The 26968-nt window shown below is 57.6% G+C and carries 18 protein-coding genes and 3 pseudogenes; 4 read left to right on the top strand and 17 right to left on the bottom strand.

From position 1 onward, the window contains the following. Positions 1-41 precede the first annotated feature (41 nt). The 12 genes from B5E60_RS11595 to B5E60_RS11540 all read right to left on the bottom strand — a co-directional run bounded on the left by B5E60_RS11595 (position 42) and on the right by B5E60_RS11540 (position 11680). A complete protein-coding gene (locus B5E60_RS11595; protein ID WP_087311798.1) occupies positions 42-2528 on the bottom strand; it encodes a hypothetical protein in 2487 nt (828 codons plus the stop codon). Continuing rightward, on the bottom strand, positions 2525-3661 hold the full coding sequence (locus tag B5E60_RS11590) for a hypothetical protein (protein ID WP_087311796.1): 1137 nt from the start codon (positions 3659-3661) through the stop codon (positions 2525-2527). Before B5E60_RS11590 ends, B5E60_RS11595 begins: the two co-directional genes overlap by 4 nt. Position 3662: 1 nt before the next feature. Then, positions 3663-4295, bottom strand: a complete 633-nt coding sequence (locus tag B5E60_RS11585; protein ID WP_087311794.1) for a hypothetical protein — start codon at positions 4293-4295, stop codon at positions 3663-3665. Between the two features lie 11 nt (positions 4296-4306). Further along, a complete protein-coding gene (locus B5E60_RS11580; protein WP_087311792.1) occupies positions 4307-4828 on the bottom strand; it encodes a hypothetical protein in 522 nt (173 codons plus the stop codon). Between the two features lie 18 nt (positions 4829-4846). Then, positions 4847-5650, bottom strand: a complete 804-nt coding sequence (locus tag B5E60_RS11575; protein ID WP_087311790.1) for a DUF1266 domain-containing protein — start codon at positions 5648-5650, stop codon at positions 4847-4849. Between the two features lie 21 nt (positions 5651-5671). Continuing rightward, positions 5672-6685, bottom strand: coding sequence for a DUF1266 domain-containing protein (locus B5E60_RS11570; protein WP_087311788.1), 1014 nt, complete (start codon positions 6683-6685; stop codon positions 5672-5674). Positions 6686-6716: 31 nt separating this feature from the next. After that, complete coding sequence (locus B5E60_RS11565; protein WP_087311786.1) at positions 6717-7706, bottom strand: ankyrin repeat domain-containing protein; 990 nt, start codon at positions 7704-7706, stop codon at positions 6717-6719. A gap of 10 nt (positions 7707-7716) precedes the next feature. Next, positions 7717-9246 carry an ankyrin repeat domain-containing protein gene (locus B5E60_RS11560; RefSeq protein WP_087311784.1) on the bottom strand — a complete coding sequence of 510 codons (1530 nt, stop codon included), beginning with the start codon at positions 9244-9246 and terminating at the stop codon, positions 7717-7719. Beyond that, entirely contained in the window at positions 9243-9746 is a 504-nt protein-coding gene (locus B5E60_RS11555) for a hypothetical protein (protein WP_087311782.1), read from the bottom strand. Before B5E60_RS11555 ends, B5E60_RS11560 begins: the two co-directional genes overlap by 4 nt. A gap of 10 nt (positions 9747-9756) precedes the next feature. Beyond that, the gene (locus B5E60_RS11550; protein WP_087311780.1) at positions 9757-10443 is read right to left on the bottom strand and encodes a hypothetical protein; all 687 of its coding nucleotides are present in this window, start codon (positions 10441-10443) and stop codon (positions 9757-9759) included. Positions 10444-10469: 26 nt separating this feature from the next. Further along, positions 10470-10949, bottom strand: a complete 480-nt coding sequence (locus B5E60_RS11545; protein WP_087311778.1) for a hypothetical protein — start codon at positions 10947-10949, stop codon at positions 10470-10472. Between the two features lie 116 nt (positions 10950-11065). Further along, positions 11066-11680, bottom strand: a complete 615-nt coding sequence (locus B5E60_RS11540; protein WP_087311776.1) for a TetR/AcrR family transcriptional regulator — start codon at positions 11678-11680, stop codon at positions 11066-11068. 364 nt (positions 11681-12044) lie between these two features. Between B5E60_RS11540 and B5E60_RS11535 the strand changes: the two are divergent. Then, positions 12045-12266: pseudogene (locus B5E60_RS11535) on the top strand (xylose isomerase); the annotation flags it as partial. A gap of 226 nt (positions 12267-12492) precedes the next feature. Next, positions 12493-13911, top strand: a complete 1419-nt coding sequence (xylE, locus tag B5E60_RS11530) for a D-xylose transporter XylE (RefSeq protein WP_087311774.1) — start codon at positions 12493-12495, stop codon at positions 13909-13911. A gap of 86 nt (positions 13912-13997) precedes the next feature. On the opposite strand, the gene B5E60_RS11525 is transcribed toward xylE, so the two are convergent. Then, positions 13998-16307: an outer membrane beta-barrel family protein gene (locus B5E60_RS11525; protein ID WP_087311771.1), complete on the bottom strand. Its 2310-nt coding sequence runs from the start codon at positions 16305-16307 to the stop codon at positions 13998-14000. A 321-nt stretch (positions 16308-16628) separates the two neighbouring features. On the opposite strand from B5E60_RS11525, the gene B5E60_RS11520 reads away from it, so the two are divergent. Beyond that, positions 16629-17363, top strand: a complete 735-nt coding sequence (locus B5E60_RS11520; protein ID WP_204246471.1) for a DUF5036 family protein — start codon at positions 16629-16631, stop codon at positions 17361-17363. A gap of 7 nt (positions 17364-17370) precedes the next feature. Here the strand turns inward: B5E60_RS11520 and B5E60_RS11515 are convergent, their stop codons facing one another. Beyond that, positions 17371-19095, bottom strand: a complete 1725-nt coding sequence (locus B5E60_RS11515) for a tetratricopeptide repeat protein (protein ID WP_087311766.1) — start codon at positions 19093-19095, stop codon at positions 17371-17373. Next, complete coding sequence (locus B5E60_RS11510; RefSeq protein WP_087311764.1) at positions 19092-19679, bottom strand: DUF2284 domain-containing protein; 588 nt, start codon at positions 19677-19679, stop codon at positions 19092-19094. The genes B5E60_RS11515 and B5E60_RS11510 overlap by 4 nt, the downstream gene beginning before the upstream one ends. A gap of 397 nt (positions 19680-20076) precedes the next feature. Between B5E60_RS11510 and B5E60_RS11500 the strand changes: the two are divergent. Next, a pseudogene (locus tag B5E60_RS11500) lies at positions 20077-20862 on the top strand (site-specific integrase); the annotation flags it as partial. A 289-nt stretch (positions 20863-21151) separates the two neighbouring features. Here the strand turns inward: B5E60_RS11500 and B5E60_RS13810 are convergent. Together B5E60_RS13810 and B5E60_RS11495 are read right to left on the bottom strand one after the other, a co-directional pair. After that, on the bottom strand, positions 21152-21901 hold the full coding sequence (locus tag B5E60_RS13810; protein WP_143260746.1) for a hypothetical protein: 750 nt from the start codon (positions 21899-21901) through the stop codon (positions 21152-21154). Between the two features lie 21 nt (positions 21902-21922). Beyond that, a pseudogene (locus B5E60_RS11495) lies at positions 21923-26955 on the bottom strand (DEAD/DEAH box helicase). Positions 26956-26968 lie beyond the last annotated feature (13 nt).

The raw sequence follows: 26968 nt of genomic DNA, 5'->3' as shown, positions 1-26968 counted from the left end.
GTTTTAATCCACCTCTTTTACCCAATCATGCACATGTTTTGTTATGATCTTTCGGGCAGTGTCAGCGGAATATCTGGATAGAGTGTTTCGTAGGGTTGCATCGGCTCCAGCGTTTGCGGACGACTGGCCGAGCGGAGGAAATTCCAGAAATCCGCGGGAAAGTGCACGACTTGTCCCACATGGGAGCGAAGTGTGGTCAACACCACACGGCCATCGCTCAGCCTTCCGATGTGTTCGAGTTTTTCGCTGCCGAACATCCCGGGACGGATGCGCAGCACTTCGCCGGTCGTGCGGTTCCAGAGCCGGGCGAAATCCAGCCGCATCGAATCGCAAGCTCCTTTGATCAGCACCCAGTCGTCTCCAAACGGGAGGAGGTTCGACCAGGGATCTACGTTCTGCATCCGGGTAGTCTGGCAGCGGCGCGTATCGACGTCGAGTTCCAATAGTCGGGCGACCAGTTCCCGGTCCGAGAAGCCGCACATTACCAGTCGGCCGGTTCCGGGGACAGGGATGGAGCCGTTGAATCCGTCGCCGCTCGCTATGCGGAAACCCAGCGGTGAGAGCGAGCCGTTTTCGAAACAATAGGTCTCTTCGCCGTGTGCAAGGAGGATGCGTCCAAGTCCGTCGCAGGCGAACCTGCAAGGGTGCTGCGCCTTGGGCAGGGGAAAACGCTGGACGCGCTCCACTCCCTGCGGATTCATCGTGAGGATCGTGGCGCTCTGCCGGTCGCCGAAGCAGAGGTAGCGGCCGAACCATCGGGGGCGTTGATCGAGGAAAAGAAAGGGCGACTCCTGTTTCGGCAGGTCGCACAGCCGCTTCCAGCTGTTCGCTTCCAGGGGATTCTTGCCCCCGAGAAGCATCCAGCACTGCATGGGCGGAATGTAGTAGAACGCCGCATAGAAATCCATCTCCGGGGAGTAGGTCAGGCAGCAAAACCGGTTCCAACGCACCTTGACCGGTTGCAGCGGCCGCCGGCGGAGGTCGGCGACGAAATTTCCCTGCCACGCCTCCGCATCGCGGCTTTTCCACCTCCCGCTGCAGAAGTCGCCGGCCAGCGCGTCGAGCATGTAGTCGGCGTCATCGGGCCACGGCACCTCTTCGCAGGGCATCGTGCGTTCGGGGGCGAACGTTCGGGCCGGAGTGCCCGGAGCGCGCCCCGACTGCTTCAATTGCCGACAATATTGACCCGCCTTCCGGCAGCTCTTTTCGAAATCCGTAGCGTGAGCCTCCGGCTGCAACGTGAGGAGGTAGATATCGTCGCCGTCGAGATCATAGAGCCGGTATCCGTGGCCGGTCAGCTCCTGTCCGAGAGCGGTCATACCCTCCTCATGCGAGCGGCAGGCATATTGAACCCCGATCTCGTCGAATCGGGCGTCGTGCAGCACTGAAATCTCTTCGCCCCACTTTTTCCGCATCTCGGCCAGCGAGTCGTTCACATCCCCATCGTATTTGAGCAGGTCCAGCGCCTCCTCCACGGCCCGCTCGACCTCCGGGAATTGGCCTTTCCCTGCTTTTCCTGCCGACATGCCGCCCGTATCGTCCTCTGCCTTCGTCTGGGCCTCTTCTTCGGCCTGTCCGAACGCCGAAGACTTGCGTCCGAGCTGATCTTCGAGCATCTGAAACACCTTCACGTGGGCATTCCGGATCCCCTGACTCGTGTAGACCATCACGGGTTTGCGCACCAGCCGGATGCCGAACCCTTCGAGCGCGTCGAACAGTTCCGGGAGCTGCAGCGGCGTGAACATCCGGTGCTGCATCACGGGGCGGTCTTCGATGAAGAGATCGCCGTGGCCCTCGTTCCATAGGCCGCGCGTCGTGTTGTCGTCGTTGCGGAGCGAGATCTCGTAGCTGTTGTGCTGGCGGCAACTGCCGTAGAGGCTGCGGGGACTGTTCAGCCGGAGTGTCAGCACCACGCGCCTGCGCCGCTCCTCCTTCGGTGCTGCCGGATCGGCATAGGGCTCGCCGTCGGAGGAGAATTGCGTGATGACCTCCCATTCGTATGACTCGGGCCACGGGATTCCGGCGGCCTCCAGCCATCGGAAGGCCTCCAGCCGGTGCGTAACGGTGTCGTAGAAGCCTTCAATCCGACTTCTGAGTTCCTGCAGGTGGGGAAATGGAAATCCCTCCAGCAGGCGGACGATGCGCCGCAGCAGGAACAGCTCCGCGGGATCCTCGACCATCAGCATGCGCGCCAGCACGAGCAGATAACGCACGGCCTCCGGCTCTGCCGAAAGGGCGAGAAGCGCCACGCAGTACCAGAACCCCACGATATCGTAGTCCTTCGGCAGACCCGTCGTGCGTTGGCGTTCGCACTCCTCTGTCGAGGTCGGGAGGATGGCGTAGTTGTCGAGCGAGACCGCAACGGCCCGCACCACCTCCGCGTCGGCAGCGAACGGCTCCATGCGCAGTACCTCCTTGAGATTGAGCGGTGCGTGGATGAACGATCCGAGTTTGCGGTTGAGTGCATCGATCTTTTCGGCCGTCCCGGGAGTGCATCCGGGCAGCGGGGTGATTTTCAGTGGTGTCATGGTATCGGGCTTACATCGGTGAATGAATGGGTATCTTTTTCCCGTGCTGCGATTGCCTCCGTCACCCGGCGGATATTCCGACGGGTATATCCGAACGAGACGATCGAACTGCGCTTGCCGAGGTCATTGATGCTGTTGATCCAGATGCCGCCGCGGTCGTGCGCGACGAAGATCTGTTCACCCCACGTGGCATTCCACCATGCGGGATGGGTGTGTGCGACGAAAAAATCCCGGTCCATATGGTCGATCGTCCAGTCGTACTGCTCGACCAGCTCCCGAAGCAAAGCGTCGATCCGCTCCGGCGGCAGCTCCGTTTTTCTCCAGTGGAAGAAAAGCCTGCGGTATTGGAGGCGGAAGAGGACGAAAGCCACCGGGGCGCAAACGGCCGCGATCCAGAGAAGCGCGCTGGTCGAGATAGACACCATACCCGTGAGAGTGATGATGACCATGAAGAGCGGAAGATAGAGGAGCATGATCGGAAGCAGGTAATGGGTCCAGACCCCCTCGGCGTTGAGCGGCAGCCTGCGGTGTCGCCGTATGAAGTCGGCCGTATCGCCCCGGGCTTCGTTGCGGCATCCAATCCGAATGAATGCTTCAACGAGGAGCAGACAACCGATTCCCGCCACCCATAAAAGGAAGGTAGGAACGGCATTTAGCTCCGGTGCTCCGACCTGGATCGTCAGCACGCCGTCGTAGGCCACCCCGTCGAACGAGAGGTCCCGGCAACGAAGCCGGTACTCACCCTTTTTGGCGGGAGAGAAGCGATAGAAGTGCCGGCAGACACGTGTGGTCATGCCGTTGCTCCAGGATTCGGAAGAGGAACTGCGGAGCCATGTCAGCGATGTCCCCTCCTCCGTGACGATGGCCGGGGTTTGGTCGGCGTATTGGTTGCTGGAGAGCACAATCTCGTAGTCGCCCCGGGCCCGCGGTTGTCCGACCTCGATCGAGAGGCAGCAGTGCACGGTGTCGCATTCCGGGGTGGCGGCGTGGAGCAGGACCGTCCGGGCGGCGTTTTCCGGTACAACATTGAAGTCGGGAAGGTCGCCCGCCGGAGCCTGTTTGCCTTGTACACTCCAGATCGGAAGTGTCAGTGCGAGCAGCAGTCCGAATCCGCACTGAATAACTTTTTCCATATCACTCGACGGCAGTTTCGAAGGGCGACCGATCGAGCAGGGTCTCCTCGGGAATCCCGGTCGACCGGGGCCAGTAAAACTCATCCTCCGTATCATCAATCCAGAAGAGCGGCAGCATCAGGGGCAGATACTCGAACAGATGTCGGCCGTCGGTCAGGCTTGCAAAGACCACGATGAAGGTATTCATCCGCATACGCTCGTCCCAGGCAAAGCGCCACGAGAGATAGAGGTTCTGCATCCGGCCGGGACGGGTCACTACATCCACATCCCCCTCTCCGTCGGGCATGAAATGGCCCGAGTCGAGCGACAGTTCGCCCAGCTCCATGATGCCCTCGGAGGCTTGAAGAACACTTATGGCCTTGAAACACTCTCCGCGGCGGATCGAGCGGTGGGGAATGGTCGCGCGAACCACTACCCAGACCGAATCCCCGTGCAGGATGGCGCGCTCGACATCGAAGCGCACCTGCGGACGTTCGAGGGGTTTCAGACGGCGGTTTACCACCTCGGCATCCCGATACAGCCAGGTCGATTCGGAGGCTACGAACGTCGGGGCGATCTCCGCGGATTTGCGAGTGCTTGCGCAGCCTGTGGCGGCGAGCAGAAGGAGAAATACGATGAGATGATTGATTTTCATGATTTTGGGTTTTATGTGTAGCGGGCCAGCAGCCAGATAACGAGTCCGACAACGAGTGCCACGGCGAGAAAGCGTACCAGATCGCGTTGGATAGAAGGCTCCTCTTCGGGTCGGCAGCGGAACATCCGGGCCAGTTCTTCGAAACTCCGGCAGCCGTAGACCGCCTGTCGGAAGTCGGCGGCGTTGCGCCAGCACGCCTCCCGGAACCACTCCGATCGGGAATATTCGCGGGCGATCCACTCCTGCAGCTCCGGGAGCGGACAATCGCGAACCTCCTCTTCGAAGTCGGTATCGTAGCGGACGGTGCGCCGGTCAGCCGGGCCGATGCGACCGTAGAGTCCGACCGGGCCGGTTTCCCGACAGCGGCGGATCGTGTAGCAGCGCCCGGAGGCGTCGACCACCTCCTGCCCAGCCCAGCCGTCGGCCTCGGCGAGCAGCCGGCGAGTCGTCACGTTCTCCTCCCGCCAGAAGACATAAACCATATGCTCCGCGGGGGCAAGGTAGAAGACCGGGTATTTCAGCGCGGCTTTCATCGCTGCTTCGTCGTGTTCTTACCACGGGTAGCGTACCCACGGGCTTTTCGGATCGTTCAGCAGCACGTCGGCCGTCTTCTTCATCACCGAATTGTAGGCCCGTTTGCCGCCCCAGAGCGAGCGCCCGAGAATATAGCTCATCGCCAGTTCGCGCCACGATCCACACGTCTCGTGCGCCAGCGCGTCGGCGCGTCCGATGTAACGCCATGCCTCCTCTTCGGAGAGGTAGCCCATCTCGCAGCAGGCGCGCGCCAGAAAAACGATACGCCCGGCATCCCAACCTGTCACGTTGCAGCCGTTGAGTTCTTCCTTCGAGGCGACCACGCCGTACGAGAGGAGTTCGTCAAAGGTCTCCCGCAGGTTTTCGAGCTGCGACGAGACCTTGTCGTAATCCTCCTGCGAGGTCATCCGCTGTTGGAGGAGTTTGTCCTGCCGTTCGCGACCGTCGAGCCGAAAGGCCTCGAGCACCGTGGGCCAGTAGTAGCGGAACCCCTTTTCGCAGAGGTAGTCCAGTTGTGCGCGGGCTTCTGCGGTGGAATCGATGCCCCACCAGCAGCCCACGATCTCGGGCAGCGTGTCGAAAATCCCCGTTTCCAGTGAATTCTGCCACGCCCCCTGCTGCGAGGCGTACATCGCCCCGACGGCCAGCTGACGACACCGTTCGTTATCGAGCGTCGATTTCGGGTTCAGGCAGATCTCCCGGAAGGATCGACGCAGCTTGCGTACCGTTCGCCAGACCCGGCTGCCTTTCCTGTAGAGCCACGTCAGGGCGCCGACCGCCACGGCGGCCAGCATCACATAGAATTCAATTCCCCGTTCCATTGCTTCGGTGTCGTCGGGTTGCTATTCGTTCCATGCAATCTGCCGCCAAGGCGAGGTCTCCTCTTCAAGCAGCGTGGTGACGATCTCCCAGGCCGTCTGGCAATCCTCCTCATCGCCGTGCCAGACGCCGCGACCCATGGCGAAGCTGCGTCCGTACTCCTCCCACGACGAGAAGTGTTCGCGGGCGGCATCGGCCGCCACCTGCATCACCTGCCACATCTCCTCTTTGGAGAGGTAGCCGGCATGGAGGGCCCAGCGTCCGAGGTTGGCAATGCGCACCAGATCCCACGCAATGACCGTCCGCGGAAGCGTTTCAGTTGTGCAATACCCGTTTTCGACCATAAATTCCGCGATCGACTGCACATCCTCGGCCTTCTCTTCGGGATCGCCCGCTTCGGGCTGGTCGCCGCGCATGAGCGCCAGCGCCGCGTCGGCATCCGCATGGTGACCCTCGTGGAGCAGCCACCGGACGATTTCGAGCGTCGATTCGCGGTCCGTAATGTTCCACCAGCTCTGCAGTTGCGCGCGGTAGGTTTCGGGAAGGACCTCGCTCTCGACGGCGTCCACCGCCTCGTCGTTATAGACCAGCAGTGGCGCGGCAAAAGCCATCAGTCGGCGCTGCTTCGCAGTCAGACGGCACGTCGCAGCGTGCTTGATCTCCCAGCCGTCGTCCTCGCCCAGCCAGTCGAGCGCCGCGGCATTTGCCTCGCGCAACTCCTTTTCGAGACTTCCGTCCTGCATCGCCTGCATGGTTGCGGCGGCCTGCGCCAGGTTCTGCCGGGCGGCTTCGGCCACGGCGGCGGCATCCACCCCGCCGAGCGTTCCCATGGCGGCCTGCTGCGCCTGAATCTCCGCCAGATCGGGCACGGCAGCCTGCATCTGCGCCATGATCTGTGCCTGCATGTCGCCCATGTCGGGCATGTCGGGCATCCCCGGAATCGAGCCCATCATCGCGCGCATCTGCTCCAGGGCTGCCTCTTGTGCCGCCCGGGCAATCTCCTCCGGGCTTTGGGGTTTCATCTTCTCGTTTGCCATGTTCGGTATGTTTTAAGGTTTTCGATCCATTTTATCCTTCAGCGCCGGCCGCAAGCAGCAGCTCGACGATCTCCGTGAAGCCGCGTTCGCCGGCATAGTAAAGTGCCGTGTGCTGGAGGTTGTCCGCCGCATTGACGTCGGCACGATGCTCCACAAGCAGGCGCACGACTTCGTTGTTCCCGGCGCGGGCCGCCATGAGCAGCGGGGTTTCACCCACTCCGTTGCGGGCGTCGATTGCCGCGCCGGCCCCGAGCAGCGCCTCCACAAGATAGCGGTTGCCCGCCTGTGCCGCCCAATGCAGCGGCGTTGTCCCATTGGTTAACGGCCGGTTTGCGTCGGCCCCGGCATCGAGGAGCATCCTTGCAATGTGCAGATTTCCGCGTCCGCACGCCACCAGCAATGGCGTTTCGCCCGCATCGTTCGGCGCATTGAGCTGCGCTTTCGAGGCCGCGAGCAGTGTACGCACGACCTGGGCCTGATCGTTGTAGACCGCTTGGTGCAGCGGCGTGTTGCCTTCGGCATCGCGCGCCATGCCGTCTGCCGCATCGGTTTGCGTGAGGCGTGCGACCACCTCCGTCAGGCCGTGTGCCGTGGCATAATCCAGCGCACGATGTCCCGTCTGGTCCGTAGCCTCGGTGTCGGCCCCGCGGTCGATCAGCCACAGAGCGGCATCCGTGCGGCGGTTTTCCACGAGCCGCATCAGCGGCGTGCAGCCCTCCCGGTCGGCGGCATCCGGATCAGCCCCGGCATCGAGGAGCCGGGCCAGGATCTCGCGATTGCCCTTTCGGGCGGCGGCGTGGAGCGGCGTTTCGCCCCGGTTGTTTGCCGACGAGGCATCGGCTCCCTTTTCCAGCAGCAGCACTGCCAAATCCCGGTATCCTTCGCGGCAGGCATAATGGAGCGCCGTGTTGCCCTCGGCATCGCGCCGGTTGAGGTCGATGCCGCCCCGCTCGAGGAGGATCTTCACGATGTTTTTTTGCCCGTTGCGGCAGGCGTTCAGAAAGGTCTGAAAGGTATCCATGGCGTTGATTTCAAACGTGTTTCAGCAAAAATTTCACAAGCGACTCGTTGTTGCTGCGCATGGCGATATCTATCGGCGTACGACCCTCGTTGTCGACGGCCGAGACATCGGGCCGCTCGAAATCGAAGAGCAGTTCGGCCGCCTGCCGTGCCGCCGCATGCGTGTAGCCCTCGGCTGCATAGTGCAGCACGGTGCGCCCCACGTTGTCGGCAGCACAAGGGTCGGCGCCGGCCTCCAGCAACCGCTCCAGTATCTCCGGTTGATACGGCCCGGCGCTGTGCGGACCCAGCAGATGCATCAGGGCCGTGCGCCCCAGCGCATCGCGGGCATTCACCTCGACCTTTTGTTTCAGCAGGCGCCGCAAGGTCCAGATGGCCAGTTCGTAGTCATCGTGTTGACACGCCAGCATAAGGGCCCGTTCGTCTTTCCCCGTCTGTGGAGCATTGGGGTGCCACGCCTGTTGCTCGAAAAGCTCCATGAGCGGTGCGAATCGCTCCATGCCGTCCGATACGCGACATCCCTGCTCGATCCAGACGGCAAATGGAGACATCCCCTTTGCCGTTCGCCGGTCGGGGTCGGCACCGGCCCGGAGCAGCATCGCCGCGATTTCGGTCTCGCCCCACTCCAGCGCGCAGACCAGCGGCGTCTTGCCCATCCAGTCGCTCATCTCGCGGTTGTCGCACTCCGCATCGGGATCGGCACCCGCCTGCAGCAGGGCTTCCAACGCTTTCCGATCTCTTTGGCGCAGTGCCTGGAAGAGGTCCATCCCGCCGGTCTCCATCGTGAGTTCATCGAACGGATCTTCGCCCGAGAGCAGGGCGCCCACCCATTTGGCTCCGCCCTCCATGGCGAGGTCGAACGCTCGCCGCCCGGCCGAGTTCTTCTCGTCGGGGTCGATCTGCCCGCTGTGGAGCAGCAGTGCCGCCGTCGCATAACAGCGCATCTGTTCCGCCTGAAGCTCCTCCAGCTCCTCGCGGGCCTCCCGCTGCTGCTTCTCCGAGACCCACCTTTCGCCGAAGCTGGCGATAAAACGTTCCTTGCCGGCGATCTCCCTTGCAGTATCGGCGGCGCGCCCGCAGAGGATGTGCAGAGCATTGTCGCCGTAGCTGTTCGCAGAGTCGAGGCGTTGCCCGGAGTCGATCAGCACGGCGGCCATCGCGTGGTGCCGGTTTTGCACGGCCTCGATCAGCGCCGTTGTGCCACGGGCCGAACGCGGAAGGTTCGCGCCGCGATCCAGCAGCAGCCGAGCCGCCGTGGCAATCTGTTCTTCCTGTGTAGCCACCCTGCTGCGGCGCGAGGCCAGGCGGAAGAGCGGCGTGTGCCCCTCCGTGTCGCGGTCGTTTACCTCGGCCCCGCGGTCGAGCAGCGAAGCGATGGCCTCGCAGTCGGCAAATTCCGCCGCGATATGCAGCGATGTGCGGCCGTAGTTGTCCTCGTCGCGTGCGTCGGTCGGAATCTCGGTAAGGAGTTGCCGCCGGCGCTCCTCCTTTGCAGGGTTCGGATAGTAATAAAGGTCGTAGAGTTCCCGGAGCGGTGTCATCGGTCAATCGTTTTGAGCAGGTTTTCAAGGTGTTTGTATCGGTGCCCGAGGCGGGCGGCAATCGTGCGCACCTCCTCGCAGCGGCCCAGCCGGAAGGCCGTTTCGGCCCGCAGGCGGAGGATCAGCGTGAAAGCATCGTCTCGTGGCGTTTCGGGCAGCAGCGGACTGCGTGGCAATTCACCGTCGGTATCCCTGCGGCGGAAGGCCTCGGGTAGCTGCAGTCGTGGCATGGACGGGATGCCCAGGCCGGAGCCTTTGCCCGGCTTGTCGTCCAGCAACCGTTCGGCCTCTGCAAGCAGCCGGTAGCTCTCCTCATACCATCCCACATGGAAACAGCACAGAGCCTGGTTGTAGCGTGTCGGGGCATCTTCCCGAGCCGAGCGTACGAAGCAGTCGTAGGCCTGTGGCCACGCTTCGCAGCAGATGCAGGTGACTCCGGCCGCAAAGAGTCGTTCGGCGTCCGGCCCCGAGGTTGGAGGCGCGCCTCCCATCAGTCCCATTTCCGTGCGGTTAATTGTCGATGGAGACCTCTCCGGCGGCATTGGCCGTGAAGGCGACCGTGTAGTAGTTCGTCACGGTGAAGCGTCCCTGGTATTCGGGCGACTCGCTCTCGTCGACGTAGTTCAGTTCGAACTGCACCTCGAGTTGTCGCGACTCCTCGCGGTACTCCTCGCTGCGGTTCCATCGGTCGACGTTGCTCAGCGACACCGGCCAGATCTGGAAACGGAATATCCCGGCCGACTTCAGTGTCAGGTGTTTGCCCTTTTCATCGGACATCACCAGCGCATCCGCACGGTCGCCGATCTGCTGGAGGTAGTCAAAATCGATGGCATCGAGGCTGAGCGGAGTCGAGCATGCATAGGAGTTGATCTGGCGGTCGTCCCGCTCCGGACCGTCGGTCGTGAACTTCCCGTCGGTGAGTTGGAACGCAAGGTAGTAATCGTTGTTGTCGGCGTCGAGGTAATAGACGTCGATATGCGTGAGGATGTTCTCCAGTTGGCGGTCGCGGTTGTCCTCGCGCCACTCCACCGTGTAAATCTTGTATTTCGTAGTGTCTACATGCTCTGCGACGAGCTCCCGGATTTTGGCAAGCCCCTCGGCGGAGGCCATCGGATAGGTCTCGCCCGACCCGCAGCCGGTCAGAGTCAACGATGCCATGCCCGCTGCACAGATCCATTTGGTGATGATTGCATTCATGAGATTCTGTTTTTGGATTATCCGATTTATCCCAGCAGTGCACGAAAGGCCTCGAACTCCTCCTCGGAGTCGAAATAGCGAGTCTCGAAGATGATGTAGTTGTCCGGCGTCTTGACCTTGCACTGGTGCTCCTCCTCGTCATCCTTTACGTACTCAATGTCCGAGGTGAGGAATGAGCGGTATTCGACCTTTCCCTTCTCTACTTCGGGATAGGTGACGCGCGTACCGTCGACGGTGATCTTTCCTCCTGCGGCTTTCAGCGCCCGGGCATTTCGCATGCCCCGCCAGGTGAAGAAGAGCAGCAGCACGCCGCCCACAATCAGAATGGTCGAGAAGACTGCCGGCGAGAGAATCCGCAGATGGCGGATACGAAGGCCGAAGGGAAAGAGGGCCGGAATGACAATCATTCCAACACCAAAGGCCAGGTTTGACCATTGGTTCGTAAAGATGCTCGCAGGTGTGTAGTTGAAGCTCCGCTGGATGCGTTCGAAAGATTTGTTTTCCATAAAAGTTACCGGTTGGTCAGTTTTTCATGGAGACAAAGATAGCATAAAAAAGTAAAAATATGACCACGTGGTCATATTTTTGCTTCAATTCGTGAAAAAAGTTGCTGAAAGACCGCTCAGCGCTTCAGCAGTCCATATATATAGAGGAAACGTTTTCGGAGAATCCCGACATCGAGACCATCGGAGAATGACATCTGGTATGAGAGTCCGATAAAAACCTGCCGGAACAGAGCGGCAGCCTCTTCAATATCTGTATCGGCCCGCAGTTCGCCCTGCTCGACACTTCGGGCGATGACGTTGCACCAGAGCCGGAACTCCTTTTCCATCCATTCGTGGAGCTTGTGCTTGCCGTCGGGATAGTAGAAGAGCACCTGCTGGAAGAGGTGAAAATACCCGGCGTTGGCCAGCTGTCCGGGCATCTTCTCCCGCTGAATATTGCCCAGCCGCACGATCTCGGCCATGGTGCGATCCACACCCTCGACGTATTTGTCGATGAAGTCGCGCAGCGACCCGTCCGACGGCTCGAATTTATTTTCCGGATCCTGGACGTGGAAGAGGTAGCGGTCGGCCACGGCGATGAAAAGGTCGAGTTTCGTGGGGTAATAGTTGAAGATCCCGGTTTTGGTCAGCCCGACGCTGTGGGCGATCATTTGCAGGCTGACTCCCTCGTAATTCTTCGACATAAAGAGTTGCAGGGCATGTTGCAGAATCTCCTCCCGATTGGTTTTCATGGCCGTTTGTTTTTCGAATTCAAAGATACGTGCTAATTCGGGGAAAAACGAAAATTTCCCAAACTTTTATGAGACAATCTCGAAGAACTCGCCCCGATAGACATTTTTTGGCTCATGAATGGAAAGAGATGTATCGCTCAAGTGTCGCTTTTACCTTTTATTCCTCCATTCCCGTTTGGGAGCAACAAGCCGAAGCCGCCGGAGGAACTTTGCGCAAGGTTTGCCGGTGGCAACTTGTTCTGACCTTGCGCGGTCCGTCCGGCGGCATCTCTTTGCGGCAGAAAGGGAAGGGCTACTTGTTTTTGAGTTTGGCGGCGTCGCGTTTGAGTTGCTCCGCCTCCTTGGCTTTCAGCCGCGCCTGCTCGTCGCGCGGGCGCTGCTGATTGCGGCCGACATCCTCGACCACTCGCCCTACGAGAAGATGCTCAAGGAGCGTTACGCTTCGTATGATTCGGGCGAGGGCAAGGCCTTCGAGGAGGGCCGTCTCACGCTGGAGCAGGTGGCTGAGTATGCCCGCACGCACGAACCCGTGCAGCACAGCGGCCATCAAGAGCTCTACGAGACGCTCATCAACCTTTATATCTGATTCCGCGAGTGGATCCGACCCGTCGGATTCCCGTTTGATGAACGGAATGCACCCTTCGTCGGCAGCCTGTCGGCAGTCGGCGGAGGGAGTTCCGTTTCCGGAAACGGGCCTCGACGAATCTCTTGTCGGCCGTCCCGATTCTTTGCGGAATCCCTGCGGACGGTTTGCGAAAAGACCGCGGCCGTCACCCGGGCCGCTCTCCTGAAAACAACCTAAAACCCCATATATGACATCAACCCCATCAAACGGCAGCCGCACCTACCTCTTTTCGATCGTCCTGGTGGCGATCATCGGAGGATTGCTTTTCGGTTACGATACGGCGGTGATCTCGGGTGCCGAGCAGGCGCTTGACCAGTTCTTCCGCACGGCAACCGATTTCACCTATACCTCGTGGCTGCACGGCTTCACGGCCTCGAGCGCCCTGATCGGCTGCGTCATCGGCGGCGCGATCTCGGGCGTGCTGGCTTCGCGCCTGGGCCGCAAGCGTTCGCTGATCGTGGCGGCCATCCTCTTCTTCCTCTCGGCCGTAGGGTCGTGGTGGCCCGAGAGCGGGATCCTGCCCTACGGCGAGGCTTCGCTGCCGCTGCTCGTCTTGTTCAACATCTACCGCATCATCGGAGGTGTGGGTGTCGGGCTGGCTTCGGCCCTCTGCCCGATGTACATCGCCGAGATCTCACCGGCCCGGATCCGCGGAACGCTCGTCTCGTGCAACCAGTTCGCCATCATCTTCGGCATGCTGGTGGTCTATTTCGTCAACTACCTGATCCGTAACAACCTCGGCGAGACGGCTGAAGCGATCCAGACAGCCATGGTCGAGATTGGCTGGCGGCGGATGTTCCTCTCGGAGGCCTATCCTGCGGGGGCATTCCTGCTGCTGATCCTGCTCGTTCCGGAGACGCCGCGCTTCCTGGCCCTCAAGGGCAAGGACGCGAAGGCCTTCGCGGTGCTCGAACGCATCAACGGCACGGCCGAGGCCCGTACGGTCCTTGCCGAGATCAAATCCACGGTCCACGAACGGCGCGAACGCCTCTTCTCCTACGGCGTGACGGTCATCGTCATCGGCATCCTGCTGTCGTTCTTCCAGCAGGCCATCGGCATCAACGTCGTCCTCTACTATGCACCGCGGATCTTCGCCAACATGGGCTTTTCGGGCGATGCCTCGATGCTGCAGACCGTTGTCATGGGGGTGGTCAACATTCTCTTCACGGTGGTGGCGATCTTCACGGTTGACCGTGTGGGGCGCAAGCCGCTGCTGATGATCGGTTCGACGGGCATGATGATCGGCATGGCGGCCCTCGCGGCGCTGTCGTTCACCGATTCGATCGGTATTGCGGCCCTTGTCTTCATCATCCTCTACACGGCCTCGTTCATGATGTCGTGGGGCCCGATCTGCTGGGTGCTCATTTCGGAGATCTTCCCCAATACGATCCGGTCGCAGGCCGTAGCCGTGGCCGTGGCGGCACAGTGGATCTCGAATTTCCTGGTTTCGGCGACCTTCCCCTCGCTGTGCGGCTGGAGTGTCGGCGGCACCTACTGCATCTATGCCTTCATGTCGCTGCTGTCGGCCCTCTTCGTATGGCGCTGGGTTCCCGAAACCAAGGGCAAGACCCTCGAGCAGATGTCGGCTCTCTGGCGCCGATCCTGATTCCGGGAAGTTGCCGTCTTCGACGGAAAAGAGGTCACGATCCGAGATCGTGACCTCTTTTATTATTCGCGGTTCTCGCCCGACGGTCAATGTCCGAATCGCGAGGTGTCGACCTCCCGATGCCTGCGCTCCTTGTAACCGCCGAAACGGTAGGAGAAGTGGACGGTCACGGTGCGCATGTGGCGAAAGGCCTCCATGTCGAGCCACTGCCCGCGATAGCGGACCTTTGTGTTGGGCATGCCGCTGTTGAACAGGTCGTTGCAGCGTACCGAGAGTGTTGCGCGGCCCCGGTCGAAGCTCCACTTCAGGGCGATATCGGCCGATCCGAGCGGTTCGATGTTGAAGGTTCCCTGGATGGCTGCGGACTGGAAGAATCCGTTCACCTCGAGGTCGATGGCGGGTTTGCGGCTCAGGTGGAAGGTGTTCACGAGACGGGCGATGCCGACCCACTTCGAGCGGTCGAACGACATGTCGTGGAACCGGTCGCACCGCTGCCGCATCCGCATCCCTGTGAGCGTCAGCCGCGAGTCGAGCCACCGTCCGATTCGGAACGGAAGGACGACGTTGGCGCCCCACTGCCGGTTGAAGTTCCAGTTGAGCGACTGGTAGATCAGCGCCAGCCGGTCGGAAGCCTGCCAGGCGGCCTGCACGAAGTAGTCGGGGCGCTCGTTCCAGAAGAGGACGAAGAGGTATTTCTGACGGTAGATGTAGACGGCCTGCGCCTCGTAGCTGCGCGAGGGGCGGAGTCCCGACGTGCCGTGGATCTCCGAATAGCCGTCGATGTAGGAGACGGCCCCCTGCATCTCCCAATACGAGGGATACGCCTTGTCCGACGAGAAGTTCAGCTGGAGGATATGCCGTTCGGAGGGCATCCAGTTCAGCGACGCCTGCGGATACAACGACCAGTTCTCGTAGTTGCCCAGCCGGTAATACTCCCCGGCGAGCGAGGCCGAGAAGCTCACGTGTCCGGACTGCCGTCCGAATCCGGCATAGAGATTTCCGGTATATTCGTCGAGGCGTGCGTCGGTGTCCGAGGTTGCGGGCGCACCTTCCAGAACGGTGTAATGCTGCCAGTCGTGCGAACGGGCAAAGGCAAAGGCCCCGCCGGCCGTCAGTTCCCAGCCCGACGTGAAGGTATGACGCTCGTCGGCCGTCACGTTCAGCCGGTCGATGCGCTGTCCCGAACCGACATCGAAGGCCGTCGCCTCCCGGTCGGTATAGCGGTTTTCGAGCCGCGACTGTTCGGGGTTGTTGTAATGGGTGTAGTCGAGCCCCAGGTCGAGCCCGAATGCCGAGGTGTAGCGCAGCGCCAGGTTGTGCAGCGACCGGTCGCTCAACTTCTTCGAGAGCGACTCGACGTAGCTTCCCGTCGAATGGGAGAGGCCGTTGATGTTTGGGGCAAAGGAGGCGGTGTAGGCGGCGCTCAGGCGACCCCGCTGCTTCGGAGCGTACTCGACGGCAGCCCGGAGCTGATGGCTCCACCCCTCGTCAGTCATCCATTCATCCTGCCGGATGTCGTACTGCCGCTCCTCGAAGGTGTGCAGCGAACGCAGGTCGAAACTCGACAGCTCCTTGCTCCGGGCGGCCGAATAGGTGACGTCGGCCGACCATCGGGGCGACGTGAGGACGAAATTCCCTCCGGCATCGTAGCTATCGTACCAGCGGTTCGTGTAGTTGGCGTGGACTTCGCCCGAGAAGGCCGTCTCGTGGCTGCGGCGCAGCACGACGTTGATCGCCGCCCCGCGGACGTGGTACTGCGGCGGGGTGCTGTACATCACCTCGGCCTTTTCCACCCGGTCGACCGGCGTCGAACGCAGCAGCGTGGCCAGCTGCTCGGCGGTCATCGTCGAGGGGCGTCCGTTCAGGATCACCGTGACGGACGAGGCTCCGGCCAGGGTCAGCGCACCCTCCTGCTCCGTAACACCCGGCAACCGCGTCAGGGCCTCGTAGGCGTTGTTGACGGCCTGCCCTTCGATCAGCCGTCCGAGGTCGTACGAGAGCCGTCCCTGCTCAACCTTCACGACGGGGCGCTCGCCCTGGACCACTACGGCATCGACCTTCGTGGTCTCCTCTTCGAGTCGGATCGTGCCCAGATCCGCCCGGTCGGACTCGATCGCGCGCATTTTGTAGGCGAGGTGCTGAATCTGCAACCGGTAGGGACGCACGGCGGAGCGGAGCTCGAACCGTCCGTCCGCCCCCGAGGCGACGGCATCCAGATAGACCGAGTCGAGGTTGAACAGCACGACGGCCGCTCCGGCGACCGGGGCATCCGACGCATCGACCAGGCGACCGCGGATCACGCCGTCGGAAGGGGTGATGGTTTGGGCTTCGGCGGGGGCGAATGCCAGCAGGATCGCCACCGGAATCAGGAGTGTGTACAGGAAGGTATTCTTCATGGCTTTGCGATTTCGAAGGGTTGCTTCGTAATGCAAAATTACGCATGAAAGCACCTTTCCGATACAGATGAAATCTTGTTTGTCGGATTGCAACTTGTTGATATACAACGATAGTTTCCTGAAAAATCTTGCTTATCCTCCATAGTTCCTTGTTTCCGGCGCGCAGATGCCTTTGCAAACACCTGTTCGGCAAACGATACTGAAAAGATGACGTTTTCCGGGCTGGATCCGGATTCCGTTTGCACATGCGGTTTGGCGCAATGGGAATTTTTCGTATCTTTGCTCTTCGGCTACAAAACCTGTAAAAACGAAAAACAGATGATGAGAAGCGTGTTTTTACCGATCCTCGTGTCGGCATTTGTGATGACGGCGGCCTCGTGTTCGAAGGATGAAACCCCGGGAGATCCCGAGGGAACTGCCATACTGAACATGTACAACGAGCAGAACGGAAAGACGATCCTGGACGATTCGGACATCTATATCAACGATGCCGGGAACTTCATCAGCCCGTCGAGTTGCCAACTCTTCATGCTGGGTGCCCGCTCGGGCCTCGGGGCCGTAGATGTCTCGACGCTGCAGAATCCCGCGCCGGAGGTGGCAGTGATGAAGGGTTACGGCTATGTGGCCGTGCGGGGCGTTACGGGGCGCGTATTCCCGTCGCACAACGTGGCCCTGCCGCTCGATCCCGACCGCAACGTGAATTACCTCAAATTCTACGTCATGAACAACATCGAGGATGCCGAGCGCGGGACGCTGGGCGCCGTAGTGAAATTCGTCATCGAAAAACCCCGCAATTACTGGTTGCCCGAATGGAACTCGACGCCCTACCAGTTGGATTACTCCTCGAAGGGTCTTGGTGAGGAGGTCTCGGTACCGCTGCCCGACGAGAACTTCGAGGTCGAACTCGATAGTAACAACGACCTGACGTGCGAGAAGCAGGGCCGTAACCTGGTCTTCAAACTGCTCGACTGGCCGTCGTATGACTCCGGCTATTACACCCTGCGGCTGCGTGTGGGCGAGAGCTATACGCAGGTTCGCATGGAGGTGATTCATTGATTGGCATTCAGGTGAAGAACGCGAGCAGCCGGTCGCGGTCTGTGGCCGAAGAGTCGGTAATGCGGCGTTTGAGTTTCGACTTGAGGGTGTAGACGCCGTTGAGCGACATGTCGAGCATGACGCAGATCTCCTGCGGAGTGAATCCGGCAATGACCAGCGCCGCGAAGTCGTAGTTCCGCTCTGTCCAGCCGGGGAACTGTTCGCGCAGATGCGTGACGGCCCGATCACTGTACAGATCGGCCATTCCGACCACGTCGGCCAACATGGCGGGGCTCAGCGCCAGTTCGCGCATTTTGGACATCAGGCGCTCTCCTTCACCATAGGTGTAATACGTGGCGGCGATGTCGCGCACGGCGGCCATACGCCCCTCCAGCAGCCGTTTGACGGCCGCCTCGCGGGCATTGGAGGCGTCGAGCCGTGAGGTGAGGCTGTCGTGCGACTCGCGGTAGGAGTCGACGAGGGCCAGCGACTCGCTGAGCTGCTCGTCGCGGCGGCGCAATTTGCGGCGGTAGGCCACGACGATCGTTCCGGCCGCCACGACGACCAACGCTGCCGCCAGCACCGTAATCCACACCCGGTAGCGCAGCGATGCCTCGCGCAGCGCCACCTCGTTGGCCGTACGGAACCGTCGTTCGAGTTCGGCCACCTGCGCCCCGCGCTGCACCTCGAAGAGCGAATCCTTCACCGTGACATACCGTCTCATGTAGTCGTAGGCCCGGGAGTCGTCGCCCCGGTTGTGGTAGATTTCGGCAGCCAGGTCGAACAGCCCGACATCTCCCTGATGGAACGTCTCCCGGTCGGCCAGCGACTCTTCGATATAGCGGCGGGCCGAATCGAGCTGGCCGTCGCGCTGGAAGATGATGGCCGAGGCCACGTCGTAGAACGACCGCCCGGTATCCTCCGACGAGGCCGAGCCGTACGAAAGCGGCGCACGGCGGATCACCTCGAGATCGATCCCCTTGCGGGCCTCCAGCAACTGCTCGGGCGTCCAGTCGCCGAGATAGGTGTGGAAGATGAGGTTCTGCAGGCGGATCTGCTGGGCGAAGTACCGGAACGGGATCGTATCGGCCGCCTTGACCAGCGGCTCGAGCGTCTTTACGGCCCGTTCGTAATCCCCGTTGGCACTGTACGACGAGGCCAGCATGAAGCGGCTGTAGCTCTCCTGCTCCGTGTTGCCGTTGGCACGGGCCGCCTCGACCGCCTTCGCGAAGGGCCTTACGGCATCGTATCCCTGTTCGAAATAGAGCAGTCCCAGCGTGTGGTAGACGGCCACGAGCAGCGTCTCGGTCCCCCGCCGCAGCGAATCGTCGGACTGTCCGGCAGCCAGGGCCTTCTCGGCCAGAATCGCTGCCTGCGTGTAGCCCCGGATTCCCTCCTCCAGGTTGCCTGTCGTGACGTGCGCCTGGGCGTAGGTGTACCACGCCACGGCACGCTCGCACGCCGAACCGTGACGGTCGAAATAGCCGATTCCCCGCATGAGATGCTGCTGCCCCGCCAGTGTATCGCCCGATGCAACCTCCGCCAGTCCCGAGAGCAGCGTCCATCGGGCTCGGTCGTCGCGGCTGAGCCGTTCGGGATCGATCTGCCGGAGAAGCCGCCGTGCACTGTCGGGGTGTTCGACCGCCAGAAAGTTGTCGACCTGCCACTCTGCCTTTTCCCTGTGCGTCGTGCAGGTCGTGGCCGCGAGTGCCGCGACGATCAGCATCCACCCTGCCACTCCTCTTCCGCTCATCGCTCCTGCTGATATTTCGTCAGATCGATCTGCCCGGCGTTGTGGAAGAATCCGCTCACCAGCGTCAGATATTCGGGCATCCGGTCGCCTTCGCCCCACCGCAGCGGAATGCCCATCAGCTCCTCTGTCGTGCGCCCGAGGTCGAACCCGCACGCCTCGAGCGAGGGCCTCACCCACTCCGGATGGCGGCACGGCCGGCCTTCCGGCCGCGTGCAGCTCCCCTCCGGACAGTAGAGACACCGCCCGGCGTAGGCAAAGGCACGGCCGCCGAAGCGTTGCTCCAGATCAAGCAGCATCCGTTCGTGGCGCACCCGCTCGGGACGCAGCAGCCGTTCGGTCTCCGAGAGGAGCATTCCGCTCTGTAGCGGCGTGACCTTCGTGGCGATGATCAGTGCCGTGCGGTATCCCGAGAGGTACTCTTCGACGTTGAATTCGAAGGGCGGACAGGCCCAGCTGCGGCCGTAGTTGGGGCAGGCGCGGCAGCAGGCCGCAAATCGCCGGGCATCGCGATAGACGGCGATGTATTCATCGGCGGGCAGCGAGACGGTGTAGTCCCGCGAGGTGTATTCCGGAGAGGCGTTCATAGGGCAAAGATAAATAAACTCGCCCACATACGGATGAAATTCGGAAGAATAATGCAAGCAGTTGGAAATGAAAGGTGATGTGCGGTTGTATTCCATATCCAACATTGGGGTGCATCAGCCGTTTTTTGATGGGTTAGGAAAATGAATTGCTACCTATCCGTTGCCTTTTTCGGGGAGGAAAATCCACGCAAAACGGGCTTCAGAACCTCCTGCCATATCACCGTAAAGAACGCTGTCCCTGTATATTTTGCATTAGCGAAGATAGCCATTTTTTCGCAAAGCAGAAAAAATACGGGACGGTTCTTTCGCGCATGGGACTTGTTTCCATATTCTGCCATATTCGTCATGCCTTTCATTTGACCTTTATCCGGTAATTTTGCAAAGAAAGGAAAAGGTTATGAATCAGAAGAATGTAAAGGTGTCGTTCTACCTTAAAAAGAGCGAGTCTGATGCCGACGGGTATTGCCCTGTGATGGCGAGGCTGAACATCGGGAAATACTCGGAAGCGGCTTTCAGCATGAAGCTGAGGGTGCCGCAAAAGATGTGGGCGGCAGGCCGGGCTGCGGGCAAGAGCGTGGCGGCAAAGGAAATAAACAACCGTCTGGATGAGATACGGGCAAGGGCACTTGGTATCTATGCGGAGCTGTCTGCCGTGCGTGACGGGGTCAGCGCAGAGGAAGTGAAGCACCGGTTGCTCGGCATGGCCTCCGGGCAGGAAACCTTGTTGGGCTATTTCACGAAGTTCATAGGCAACTTTGAGAAACGGGTCGGGATAAACCGCACTGCCAAAACTCTCGGAGGATACAGGAACGCTTACAACCATGTGGAGAGGTTCATCCGGTCCCAATACAAGGTATCGGATATTCCGTTCACGGCATTGGATCTTTCCTTCATTGAAAAATATGACCTGCATCTCCGTACCGAATGCCATCTGGCTCCGGGAACCGTGATTAACCTCACAGTACGGCTGAAAACCGTGGTCGGCGAAGCCATCGCCGACGGCATCATCACCGCCTACCCCTTCTTCGGCTACGAACCGGAGCATCCGAAACCGGAGCAAAAATATCTCACGGACGAGGAACTGCACCGGATTATGGGCACGCCGCTTCATAACCCGTCCCTGTACCTTGTAAGGGATATGTTTCTCTTCTCCTCGTTCACAAATGTTGCACTAAATAAAATGTAACTGTAAATCAGCGAGTTATCATCAGTCAAAAAGAGAATAGGTAATGGTTTAGAAACCACCGAACTTCACCATTCTGCTCATTCCCAATAAGTCAATCAACTGATGCAAAGGTAATAAATAAAATCAGGACTTCTATACAAAATACAGAATATTTTTCCGTTAAATGTACTTGGTTCAATTTTGGCTTTGCCAAATAGATTATATGCTTTGTAACATCTAATGTGTGCATAGCATTTTTATGCAACACCACATCAGATATTCGAAAAATATGCGTAGTGCCTTAATTCTAAAAAGGGAAAAAACTTTGTACGTCTTCACATAACTTTATCAATTTCATATGATGACCTTTCAAGATTACAATTATCTCATCCAAAGAATGTTCTACTAAAGAAGATTCAGAATTATAATTCCTCCCTAATACGACAAAACTATTTTGCAACTTTAGCTCTTTGAAAGAAATGCACTGTTTGTGTTTAATGTAATTGGCTAATTGGGAAATAATGTGATTATTTTTATTGTTAAATTCTTTAAGAAGAGAATATAGCTCGGAGTTGATATTATCTTCCAAACCAAAAGCCACAATTTTTCCAGTTTGGGAATCAACTCGATTCCGCAAACGACAAGCTTTTAATATGGAAGCTAAATTTTTTCTCAAATCAAGACTGCTATCATTTAGTTTATAAATTTGAAAGAATATCCACGGTATTTGTAAAATCAGGTCAAAAGAAGCCTCGTATAACAAAATTGCATCTGTTGCATATCGACTTCGCATCCAATTATACCCCCATTCGTTTTGCTGTATAAATTCTGGAAATTCTTTGATTTGAGCTAAAGCGACAGATAGTCGTGCTCCTGCAATAGTATTATAAACATCTTGAAACCGCTTGCATGTTTCTGCTCCAACACAAGCATCGTTTTGAGTACAATATTGAATAAATTCGATTTTATTGATTTTACCATTAAATTGCGATGGTAAGCGTAATCCTTTCAAAAAAGGTTTTACTTTTTCAGTTGGTTCTATTCTTACTATTTCCATTGTAAGTTCAAAATAAGTTTCTTAATATACATTCTTCAACAAAGGTAATGAATTTACTATATCCACCGTCTGACAAGAGAGGATAATGACCGACAGCAGGAGGTCGAGAATATAACGGGGTTGTTCGTGTTCTCTTGACCAGTCGTTGGGGTCGTTTTTGATTTGGGATGCCTTGTCGATGGTGACGGCATAGCGTTCCATGACCCACTCTATGGCGGACTTACCATTGACTATGTACTCGTAGGCTTTGAGCGGAATGTTCTCAATGGTGATGTGACCGTTGTAGATGATTTTGCTCTTGTCGGGTACGAGTTTGCCATTCTCGTCGCGGACTTTAGCGAACTTCATTTTCTCCACGGCGAAGTATTGGTAGGTTTCATCCGTCCATTCGTTTTGCCAGATGTCGATGTCGCCAATAACTTTTACGCCAAAGAAACGATGAGCCAACATTGGCATTTCTGCGAAGAAAGTATAATTACTGTCATGTCCTGTTGTTTGCACGTTGATGCCCTGTTCGTAATTCAACTGTATGTCGGCAAGTTCTTTTCCGGCTTTATAGAAGGCCATGAAGTCCTGCACGTTATCTACAATGGGGATGCGTGGCAATGACTTTTTAAGGTCATCGGCAAACCGCTCGCGGTATTGCTTGGAATGAAGCAGTCCATACACATAGTAGAAGATGTGTTCTTTGGTGATAGCACGTGAACCTCCGAAGCGATTGCGGACTTCTTTCAATATCCAGTCGGTAATTCCGTCACGACGGATATAACGGTTAGTTTCTGCATCATCGAAAAGTGAACTTTGGGAATTCTTGTTTTCCTCATACCAAAACAGAGGGAAACATTGACCAGCACCAATAGAACTTCTATCCACAATGTGAGAAGTAATCGAGACAGAAAACTCTTTTTGTCCAGCACTTCCATTTACACATATTGCAATATTATCATAACCATTTGGGAAAAATGAAGGCATCAAATATCTACTCCAGTTAAGTTCTTTATTGAAGTAAAGATGTTGCTTAAAATAGGGGCGGTATATTGCATCAACTATTGTTTTTGGTTCAAATTGCAGTTCCTTACCCTTTTGTGCATACTTAAACAACGCTTCATCCCACTTTATTTTAGTTTCGTCTTTATCTACAAAATGCGATGCAACAAGACTACTGTTCTGTCCTAATGCGCTTATAAAACGGATTGTTTCCGAATTATAAAAAGATATAAGTCTTAAACAATTATTTGTTAACGCCTGAAAATTTGAATTATACACCCATGACTCTCGATTAGTTATGACACCTGTTGAGTAATTTGAAAAGAGGGAAAGAGCATTCATGTTCTTTTCTTTTCTGGAGCCAAAGGTATCAAACTATCGAAAACGCCATCGCGTTGGTTAATCCAGTCTGCCTTTTCATTAGGCGTAATAATCTGCCAATCCAACTTCAGCGAAGAAATGGAGCGAAAATCCTTTACCATTCTGAGCTTTTGTTCACGTGTTAAGTAATCACCTATGTCGTGGTAATGGATAACTGCTTTTTGGCCTTTCTTTGCAGGATTCTTGACAAGAAAAGTGATTGCTATGGGAGTGCGAGAACCACTACCAAAAATTTTTCCACCTTCCTTGCGTGACAACTCTCCTGATGTGCGCTGATTGCCACGTAGATTCAGTACATAAATGGAAGTAAATTCTTCCTCAAAGCAACGGCGAATACCAGAACCTGCACTGCTATCAAGCCATGCCCCATTACTAATAAATGCTACGACACCTCCTTCATCCTGTGGAATACGGTCAGAAGCCCAGCGGAAAGCCTTAATATAACTGTCATACAATGATTTTTTCAATGATGCCTCGGTAAATTTCACATACGTATCTGCTATTCTTTTATCAAGATTAGGATATTGAAGATTTTGCGCATCATCATGTGCCGATTTTTGTCCGATGGAATATGGCGGATTCCCCACAATCACCCTTACATGGGTGGCCATCTGCTTCTTCACCCGTTTGGAATTGTCTTGGAAGAACTCCGTGAAAAGCTCGTTGTGCTTCTTCTCCGCCAGTTGGAAAGTGTCCGTCAGGCAGATACCGCTGTACGGCAAGTAGGTTTTCCGGCGGGTAATGTCATGGAATACCGATTCAATGTTCACATCGGCGATATAATAGGCCAGCAGCACGATTTCATTGCAATGGATTTCATTCAGGTACTTGCGCTCCATGTCCTCCGGTCGGATAAGGCCGGACTGCAACAGCCGCGTGATGAATGTACCCGTGCCCACAAACGGGTCGAGGATATGCACATTCTGTTCGGTCAGTGAAGTGTTGAACTCTGCCTTGAGTATGTCGTTTACAGAATGGATGATGAAGTCCACGCACTCCACGGGCGTATAGACGATGCCTAATTTCTCCACGGTGAGCGGAAACGCGCCTTTGAAGAATTTTTCGTAAAGGTTCTTGATGATGGTCTGCTTGCCCTCCAGATTGTCTATGCCGCCCACATTCGTCCTCACCGACTGATAGAACTTGTCCAACACCTCGGTATCTTTCTCGAAAGCCTGCTCTTGCAAGAGGTCTATCATGCGCTGCATGGAACGGCTCACGGCGTTGTTGTTCACGAACTGGTAATCGGCAAACAACGCATCGAACACCGGACGGGTGATGATGTGCTGTGCCAGCATTTCAATGGCCTGTGCTGCATCCACGGACGGGTTTAGGTCACGTTGCAATCCCTTGAGGTATTCGTTGAACGCCTTTTTGTGTACGCCGGACTGGATGAGCCGGGAGATGCGTTCAATGAACTTGTGCGCAATCAGTCCGATTTCCTTGGCCCAGTTCTCCCAATAGAGGCGGTCGCCGCACTTCTCCACGAGCTTGGCATACATGCCGTCCTGCAATTCGCCGAAACGAAGTTCCAACTGTCGGGCGATTTCCGCGTTCTCCATCTGCCGCGCTTCTTCCTCTCCCTCCTGAAAGCCCAACCCCGGCCTGCCGATGGTGACGGACGGCGTATAGGACTGCTTGTTGGGTTTCTGCCTGTTGAGCGCAATCTTGTTTACCATTGCATTGAAACGGTCGTCGTGGGAGCGCAGCGCGTTCAGGATTTCCCAGACCACATCAAAAGTCTTGCTGTTGTCGAGTGCTTCCTCCGCCGAAACATCTGACGGCACGACAATAGGGATGATGATGTACCCGTACTTCTTCTCGTCGGGCAGTCCCTTGTGGAAAGTGCGCATCACGCGGCCTACCGACTGCACCACGTCCACCTGCGAGTTACGGGCGGAAAGGAACAGCACGGCATCGAGCGACGGCACGTCCACACCCTCGGACAGACAGCGCACGTTAGTCACCACACGGCACTCCCGGTCATTGGCTGGCTCGTCCGCCAGCCATTGCAGGATTCCGTTGCGCTCCTGTGAGTTCATCGAACCGTCTATGTGTCTTGCGGCTATCGAAACGGTATGCGAAAGGCTTTCCGCATCCAGATTCTCGTCGTACTTTTCCGATATTTTCGGCAGCACGGAAGCTACATATTTGGAAGCGATGCCCACTCTGCTTGCGCTCCTGTCAATGGATGAACAGAACGCCACGGCACGGCGCATCATGTGCGGGTCGGCATCCCATGTACGGTGGTCGTCGCCCTGTATCATCTTGGACAGTCCGTTGATTACGCCGATGAGCTTGGACGTGTCGTCAAAGTTCAGTTCCGTGGTCGTGTCGGTGACATCGCGCTTGATGTTTTCCGGTACATCATCCTCGCCGACGGTAAGGACAAGCACCTTGTAGTCGGTCAGCAGTCCGTTCTGTACGGCGTAGGAGAAATTCACGCGATAGAACTCATCCCCGTACAAAGCCTTGTCGTCCATCGAACAGAGGATGCAGTCCTTTTCCGATGCCTTTATCTTGGCCGATTCCCCATACAGCCGTGGCGTGGCGGTCATGTAAAGCCGTTTACGGCCTTGCACATTATCGTTGGAGTGTATCTTGGTGAAATTGCTCTCGTCCTTGTCCGACAACTTCACGCCCGTGGTGCGGTGGGCTTCGTCACATATGATGAAGTCGAACACGCCATACTCGCCGTCTGTTTCGGAAAGTATCTCCTGTTGTGCCGCTGAAACGGCATCAATGGACTGGTAGGTGGAAAACACGACTACCAACCCGTCGTGACTGCGGTATTTCTTCAACTGCGAAGCTATGGACTGCGGACTGGTGGACGCAGGCACGGCAAGGTCAACCACGCTGTCGTCCATGTCATCGTACTTGTTGTGAATCTTCCGTGAGGCTTTGGAATCCGAACAGATGCAGACGGCCTTTATGGACTTCTTCGCGTCTGCCGACCATGCGTTGAGCGACTGCCCCAGCAGGGCGATGGACGGAACCATGAACAGCACCAGTCCTTTACCGTCCAGCAACTGTTCGGCGATGAGCAGCGAGGTGTAGGTCTTGCCCGTGCCGCAGGCCATGATGAGCTTGCCCCGGTCGTTGCCGCCAGTGATATAATGGGCGTATGCCTTGGATATGGCAGTAAGCTGGTGGTTGCGCGGCTTCTTGCCCTCCATGAGGGCGGAGTTTCCCGTCAGTCCATCCATCAGCTTCTGCCAGTCCACGGGCGATGAATTGAGGTCGGTCAGTCCGATGCGCGTGACGGGCGGCTCCTGGTTGCGGATGGCTTCCTCGGCGTTGCTTCCCCAATGCCCCGTGGTGGAAATCCACACGCGATTGGAAAAACGTGCGGTCTGGAACGTCACTTCATCGGTGAACGTGCGGCTCGACGTGGCAAGGAAAGAATCGACGGCAGGCTTGTCGATGGTGGTGTCCTCGGCGTAGCACTTGCATTGGATAGCCCAATAATCGCCCATTTCGGTCTTGGCCACGAGGTCGATGCCCGTGTCCGTGCCTCCGAAGTCCTTGCGTCCGGGGAATTCCTCCCACAGCCACACCTTTTCAAGCTCGTTGTAGCGCGGGTCTGTCAGCAGCCATGAGCGCATCAGACGCTCGAATTTTGTACCTTTCTCTCGCTCCGTGAATGATTCGGTACGGAATTTATGCAGTATCTCCTTGAAATTCATCTCTTGATAAGAG

Origin of the sequence: Alistipes sp. An116 (genome assembly GCF_002161005.1) — a bacterium.
Taxonomy (GTDB): domain Bacteria; phylum Bacteroidota; class Bacteroidia; order Bacteroidales; family Rikenellaceae; genus Alistipes; species Alistipes megaguti.
Note: the sequence above shows the minus strand (reverse complement) of the source record. Positions and strands in the feature narration are given on the sequence as shown.

Excerpts from the sequence above, each read along its gene's own strand:
- B5E60_RS11595 (WP_087311798.1), bottom strand. The coding sequence starts at position 2,528 with ATGACACCACTGAAAATCACCCCGCTGCCCGGATGCACTCCCGGGACG.
- B5E60_RS11590 (WP_087311796.1), bottom strand. The coding sequence starts at position 3,661 with ATGGAAAAAGTTATTCAGTGCGGATTCGGACTGCTGCTCGCACTGACA.
- B5E60_RS11585 (WP_087311794.1), bottom strand. The coding sequence starts at position 4,295 with ATGAAAATCAATCATCTCATCGTATTTCTCCTTCTGCTCGCCGCCACA.
- B5E60_RS11580 (WP_087311792.1), bottom strand. The coding sequence starts at position 4,828 with ATGAAAGCCGCGCTGAAATACCCGGTCTTCTACCTTGCCCCCGCGGAG.
- B5E60_RS11575 (WP_087311790.1), bottom strand. The coding sequence starts at position 5,650 with ATGGAACGGGGAATTGAATTCTATGTGATGCTGGCCGCCGTGGCGGTC.
- B5E60_RS11570 (WP_087311788.1), bottom strand. The coding sequence starts at position 6,685 with ATGGCAAACGAGAAGATGAAACCCCAAAGCCCGGAGGAGATTGCCCGG.
- B5E60_RS11565 (WP_087311786.1), bottom strand. The coding sequence starts at position 7,706 with ATGGATACCTTTCAGACCTTTCTGAACGCCTGCCGCAACGGGCAAAAA.
- B5E60_RS11560 (WP_087311784.1), bottom strand. The coding sequence starts at position 9,246 with ATGACACCGCTCCGGGAACTCTACGACCTTTATTACTATCCGAACCCT.
- B5E60_RS11555 (WP_087311782.1), bottom strand. The coding sequence starts at position 9,746 with ATGGGACTGATGGGAGGCGCGCCTCCAACCTCGGGGCCGGACGCCGAA.
- B5E60_RS11550 (WP_087311780.1), bottom strand. The coding sequence starts at position 10,443 with ATGAATGCAATCATCACCAAATGGATCTGTGCAGCGGGCATGGCATCG.
- B5E60_RS11545 (WP_087311778.1), bottom strand. The coding sequence starts at position 10,949 with ATGGAAAACAAATCTTTCGAACGCATCCAGCGGAGCTTCAACTACACA.
- B5E60_RS11540 (WP_087311776.1), bottom strand. The coding sequence starts at position 11,680 with ATGAAAACCAATCGGGAGGAGATTCTGCAACATGCCCTGCAACTCTTT.
- xylE (WP_087311774.1), top strand. The coding sequence starts at position 12,493 with ATGACATCAACCCCATCAAACGGCAGCCGCACCTACCTCTTTTCGATC.
- B5E60_RS11525 (WP_087311771.1), bottom strand. The coding sequence starts at position 16,307 with ATGAAGAATACCTTCCTGTACACACTCCTGATTCCGGTGGCGATCCTG.
- B5E60_RS11520 (WP_204246471.1), top strand. The coding sequence starts at position 16,629 with ATGAGAAGCGTGTTTTTACCGATCCTCGTGTCGGCATTTGTGATGACG.
- B5E60_RS11515 (WP_087311766.1), bottom strand. The coding sequence starts at position 19,095 with ATGAGCGGAAGAGGAGTGGCAGGGTGGATGCTGATCGTCGCGGCACTC.
- B5E60_RS11510 (WP_087311764.1), bottom strand. The coding sequence starts at position 19,679 with ATGAACGCCTCTCCGGAATACACCTCGCGGGACTACACCGTCTCGCTG.
- B5E60_RS13810 (WP_143260746.1), bottom strand. The coding sequence starts at position 21,901 with ATGGAAATAGTAAGAATAGAACCAACTGAAAAAGTAAAACCTTTTTTG.